Genomic DNA, 4,475 nt, shown 5'->3' on the forward strand with positions numbered 1-4,475 from the left:
CGGTCGCGTTCGGGTTGTCGTTGAACGGTTCGACGTTCACGAAGCCCTGCGAGCGGTACAGGCCGCCCGCGGCCGCGAGGCTCGCGTTGGTGTCGAGCACGAGCTCGGTCGCGCCGAACTCCCGCGCCCGGCGCTCCAGTTCGGCCAGCAGCGCGCGCCCGTAGCCGAGCCCGCGGGTGTGCGGCTGCAGCCAGAGGTGCTTGACCTCGAACCGCACCCCGCCGCTCGGGCCGTCGTCGATGCGCCGGATCCCGCCGCAGCCCACGTCGGCGGGTTCGCCAGCGAGGTCCTCGCCCTCGACGACGACGAACACGCCGCGGGGCGGCACGAACTGTTCGGGGTCGGGGGTCGACACGGTGTAGGTGCCGCCGGTGAACCCCAGCTCGCGGCTGGAGAAGTACTCGTCGAGCAGGGCGTGAGCCGCGGCATCCGTCGTCTGTGATTCGCGCCATGTGACCATGCCACAAGCCTAGGCGGCTGTAGGTTGGGAACCATGACTACGAAGGTCGCCGTCGTCGGCGCAACCGGAACCATGGGACGTCTCGTCTCCCGCCTCGTCGACGAATCCGAGGACTTCGAGATCGTCGCCTCGCTCGGTTCGAAGAACCCGCTCAGCGACATGCTCGGGGCGGATCTAGTGGTGGATGTCACGCTGCCGGGCATCTCGCAGGGGGTCGTCGACTTCGCGGTGGCGAACGGACTGAACGTACTCGTCGGCACCTCCGGCTGGTCGGCCGACCGCATCGTCTCGCTCGAGCACCTGCTCGCCGACGTGCCGGGTGTCGGCGTCGTCATCATCCCCAATTTCTCGCTCGGCTCGGTGCTGGCCACGTCGTTCGCCGCGACCGCGGCCCGGTTCTACGACTCGATCGAGATCATCGAGGCGCACAAGTCGTCGAAGGTGGACTCGCCCAGCGGCACCGCCGTGCGCACCGCGGAACTCATCGGCAAGGCCCGCGCGACGCTCGGCCCGGTGATCGCACCGCACGCCGACCAGCGCGCCCGCGGCCAGCAGGTGGCGAGCGTGCCGATCCACAGCCTGCGCATGGAGGGCGTCGTCGCCAAGCAGGACGTGGTCTTCGGCGGAAACGGCGAGACGCTCACGCTGAGCCACGTCACGATGTCGGAGACGTCGTACGAGACCGGCATCATGCTGGCCCTGCGCGCCACACGCGGAGCCGAGGGCGTCACGGTCGGGCTCGACAAGCTGCTCGACATCTCGTGAGGGGCCGCATAGCCGCCATCACGATGGCGGTGCTGCTCGTGATCTACCTCGTGTTCGTGGTCAACTACGCGTTCGTGCTCATCGGCACGGGTGTCGGCGTCGCCATCGCCATGGGGATCGCGCTGCTCGTACTGCCGCTCATCGCGGCCTGGCTGCTCTACCGCGAGATCGCCTTCGTGCTGCGCGGCGAGCGGCTCGTGCGGATCATGGGCGCCGCAGGGGAACTTCCCGTCGACGACCTGCCGCGACTGCCGAGCGGGCGTGCCGAGGCCGCCGCCGCCGACGCGCAGTTTCCCGCCTACAAGGAGGCGGTGGAGCAGCACCCCGACTCGTGGCGCGCCTGGTTGCTGCTCGGCCTCGCCTACGACGCCAGCGGCGACCGCTCCCGCGCGCGCTGGGCGACGCGGGAGGCGATCAAGCTGGAGCGCACCGTCGGTTGAGTAGGTCGCGCAGCGACCGTATCGAAACCTAGTGCCAGACGGCCGCGATGGCCTGCTGCACCGTCGAGTGCTCGAAGACGAAGCCGTCGTCCAGCAGCCGGCGCGGAACCGACTTCTGGCTCGCCAGTAGCAGTTCGCGTCCCGGTTCGCGCAGCGCCGTGCGCACGACGGGCTCGGGGATCCGCCAGGGGTGCCAGCGGTGCATCGCCTCGGCGAGCGTCGACGTCACCTCTTCCGACCGGGCCGGCGTCGGGCCGGCCAGGTTGACGGGACCGGCGAGCTGCGACGTCAGCAGGTGCCGGATGGCCGCGGCCTCGTCGTGCAGGCTGATCCACGGCCAGTACTGTGCTCCCGTTCCGAGTGTGGCGCCCAGCCCGAACCTGGTGAGCAGCTGCAGCGGCGTGAACGCTCCGCCGTCGCCGACCACGAGCCCGGTGCGGAGGGTCACGACCCGGGTGGCGTGGCCGGCCAGATTCGCGGCCTGCTCCCACGCGTCGACGACGTCGGAGAGGAAGCCCTCGCCCTTCGTGGACTCCTCGGTGAGCTCTTCGTCGCCGCGGTCACCGTAGAAGCCCACGGCCGACGCGCTGAGGAAGGTGGCGGGCGGTGTGGGCGAGCTGGGGATGGCGTCGGCCAGGGTCCAGGTGGCGTCGATGCGCGAGCGCAGGATCTCGCGCTTGTAGCCGGGCGTCCACGGCAGGCGGCCGGTGGAGGCGCCGGAGAGGCTGATGACGGCGTCGACCGAGGCGATGAGCCCGGGGTCGATCACGCGAGCCGCCGGGAACCAGCGGTACTCCGAGCTGGAACGGCGTTCGCGGCGCACGAGACGCAGGACTTCGTGGCCGTCGGCCTCAAGCTGGGTGGTCAGCTCGGAGCCGATGAGCCCGCTGGCTCCGGCCATAAGTATCCGCATCAGGCGAGGCTGGCTTCGAGAGTGATCGGGATGCCGGCGAGCGCGCGGGACACGGGGCAGTTCTCCTTGGCCTCGGCCGCGAGGCGCTCGAAGTCCTCCTCGCTGATTCCGGGCACCTTGGCGCTGACCAGCAGGTGGCTGCCGGTGATGCCGACGGACGGGTCGAAGGTCACCGCCGCGGTGACTTGGAGGCTCTCCGCTGTGTGGCCGGCCGTAGCGAGTCCGTTCGCGAAGGCCATCGAGAAGCAGGCGGAGTGCGCCGCACCGAGCAGTTCTTCGGGGTTGGTCTTGCCGGCTTCGCCCTGGGAGCGTGCCGCCCACGAGACCGGGAACTCCGCGGCATCCGAAGAATCGAGCGACGTGGTTCCCGATCCGCCGTGCAGATCTCCGAACCACAGGGTTGTTGCTTCACTGGTGACTGACATTGGATGGTCCCTTTCGTCGATCTCACCCTAAGCCGGGAGGGGCGGTATCGTGAAGGCATGCTGCAATACCTCGACCTGCTGCGCGACGTTCTCGAAAACGGCGCCGAGAAATCCGACCGCACCGGCACCGGAACGCGCAGCGTCTTCGGCCGACAGCTGCGGTTCGACCTCTCCGAGGGGTTCCCGATGCTGACCACGAAGAAGCTGCACCAGAAGAGCATCGTGGGCGAGCTGATTTGGTTCCTGCGCGGCGACACCAACGTGCACTGGCTGCAGGAGCGCGGCATCAACATCTGGAACGAGTGGGCCGACGAGAACGGCGACCTCGGACCGGTCTACGGCCACCAGTGGCGCTCGTGGCCGACGCCCGACGGCGGGTCGATCGACCAGATCGCCAAGGTCATCGACTCGATCAAGAACAACCCCGATTCGCGCCGCCACATCGTGAGCGCCTGGAACGTGGCCGAGGTCGACGACATGGCGCTGCCGCCGTGCCACACGATGTTCCAGTTCTACGTGGCCGACGGAAAGCTCTCGTGCCAGCTGTACCAGCGCTCCGCCGACGTCTTCCTCGGCGTGCCCTTCAACATCGCGTCGTACGCCCTGCTCACGATGATCGTCGCGCAGCTCACCGACCTCGAGCCGGGCGAGTTCGTGCACACCTTCGGCGACGCGCACCTCTACAGCAACCACATCGAGCAGGCCGAGTTGCAGCTCACCCGCGAGCCCGGCGCGCTGCCGACGATGCTGATCAACCCGGAGCGCACCGAGATCGACAGCTTCGAGATCGAAGACTTCACCCTCGTCGACTACGTCGCCGCTCCCTCGATCAAGGCCCCGATCGCCGTATGACGTCGGCACAGTCGATCACGCTCGTGGCCGCGATGGGCCGCAACCGCGTGATCGGTCTCGACGGCGACATGCCCTGGCACTTCTCCGAGGACCTCGCCCACTTCAAGCGCACCACCATGGGCGGCGTGATGATCATGGGCCGCAAGACCTTCGACTCGATCGGCCGCCCGCTGCCCGGTCGCCGCAGCATCGTGATCACCCGCAGCACCGACTGGTCGCACGACGGCGTCGAGGTCGCGCACTCGCTCGACGAGGCCCTCGCCGCGGCCCAGGCGCCGGGGGGAGACACCGCCCCGGTGTTCGTCGTCGGCGGGGGAGAGATCTACGCCCAGTCGCTCGCCCTGGCCGACCGCCTCGTGCTCACCGAGATCGACGACTCCCCGGCCGGAGACACCTTCTTCCCCGAGTGGTCACGCAACGAATGGGTCGAGACCGCCCGCGACACCCGCGACGGCCTCGCGTTCGTCACCTGGGAGCGCGTCTAGGCCTAGGCGCCTGTCGAAGAGGGCGCTCCTCTTCGACGCACCTTTCGCTTCCCAAGCGGCTCGAATCCACGGCCAGTGACGCACCGGTGAAACGTTCCCGTTGTGCAGGACGCGTCCTGCACAACGGGAACGTTT

The 4,475-nt window shown here is 68.9% G+C and carries 7 protein-coding genes; 4 read left to right on the top strand and 3 right to left on the bottom strand.

All coding sequences use genetic code 11. The features are described 5' to 3' along the window. A partial coding sequence (locus ACLQ6X_RS11510) for a GNAT family N-acetyltransferase (RefSeq protein ID WP_411700301.1) occupies nucleotides 1-460 on the bottom strand: 460 nt, incomplete at its 3' end. 33 nt (nucleotides 461-493) lie between these two features. Between ACLQ6X_RS11510 and dapB the strand changes: the two genes are divergently transcribed. Continuing rightward, complete coding sequence (dapB, locus tag ACLQ6X_RS11515) at nucleotides 494-1,225, top strand: 4-hydroxy-tetrahydrodipicolinate reductase (RefSeq protein WP_411700302.1); 732 nt, start codon at nucleotides 494-496, stop codon at nucleotides 1,223-1,225. Then, nucleotides 1,222-1,665, top strand: coding sequence for a tetratricopeptide repeat protein (locus tag ACLQ6X_RS11520; protein ID WP_411700303.1), 444 nt, complete (start codon nucleotides 1,222-1,224; stop codon nucleotides 1,663-1,665). The genes dapB and ACLQ6X_RS11520 overlap by 4 nt, the downstream gene beginning before the upstream one ends. Before the next feature lie 28 nt (nucleotides 1,666-1,693). On the opposite strand, the gene ACLQ6X_RS11525 is transcribed toward ACLQ6X_RS11520, so the two are convergent. After that, nucleotides 1,694-2,578, bottom strand: a complete 885-nt coding sequence (locus ACLQ6X_RS11525; protein ID WP_411700304.1) for a TIGR01777 family oxidoreductase — start codon at nucleotides 2,576-2,578, stop codon at nucleotides 1,694-1,696. Beyond that, nucleotides 2,578-3,003: an OsmC family peroxiredoxin gene (locus ACLQ6X_RS11530; RefSeq protein WP_411700305.1), complete on the bottom strand. Its 426-nt coding sequence runs from the start codon at nucleotides 3,001-3,003 to the stop codon at nucleotides 2,578-2,580. The genes ACLQ6X_RS11525 and ACLQ6X_RS11530 overlap by 1 nt, the downstream gene beginning before the upstream one ends. Before the next feature lie 57 nt (nucleotides 3,004-3,060). On the opposite strand from ACLQ6X_RS11530, the gene ACLQ6X_RS11535 reads away from it, so the two are divergent. Beyond that, nucleotides 3,061-3,855, top strand: coding sequence for a thymidylate synthase (locus ACLQ6X_RS11535; protein ID WP_411700306.1), 795 nt, complete (start codon nucleotides 3,061-3,063; stop codon nucleotides 3,853-3,855). After that, on the top strand, nucleotides 3,852-4,340 hold the full coding sequence (locus tag ACLQ6X_RS11540) for a dihydrofolate reductase (protein ID WP_411700307.1): 489 nt from the start codon (nucleotides 3,852-3,854) through the stop codon (nucleotides 4,338-4,340). The genes ACLQ6X_RS11535 and ACLQ6X_RS11540 overlap by 4 nt, the downstream gene beginning before the upstream one ends. The last annotated feature ends 135 nt before the right edge of the window (nucleotides 4,341-4,475 follow it).

The sequence above is a fragment of the Conyzicola sp. genome (assembly GCF_046714715.1).
Lineage (GTDB): Bacteria > Actinomycetota > Actinomycetes > Actinomycetales > Microbacteriaceae > Conyzicola.

Excerpts from the sequence above, each read along its gene's own strand:
- ACLQ6X_RS11530 (WP_411700305.1), bottom strand. The coding sequence starts at position 3,003 with ATGTCAGTCACCAGTGAAGCAACAACCCTGTGGTTCGGAGATCTGCAC.
- ACLQ6X_RS11535 (WP_411700306.1), top strand. The coding sequence starts at position 3,061 with ATGCTGCAATACCTCGACCTGCTGCGCGACGTTCTCGAAAACGGCGCC.
- ACLQ6X_RS11525 (WP_411700304.1), bottom strand. The coding sequence starts at position 2,578 with ATGCGGATACTTATGGCCGGAGCCAGCGGGCTCATCGGCTCCGAGCTG.
- ACLQ6X_RS11540 (WP_411700307.1), top strand. The coding sequence starts at position 3,852 with ATGACGTCGGCACAGTCGATCACGCTCGTGGCCGCGATGGGCCGCAAC.
- dapB (WP_411700302.1), top strand. The coding sequence starts at position 494 with ATGACTACGAAGGTCGCCGTCGTCGGCGCAACCGGAACCATGGGACGT.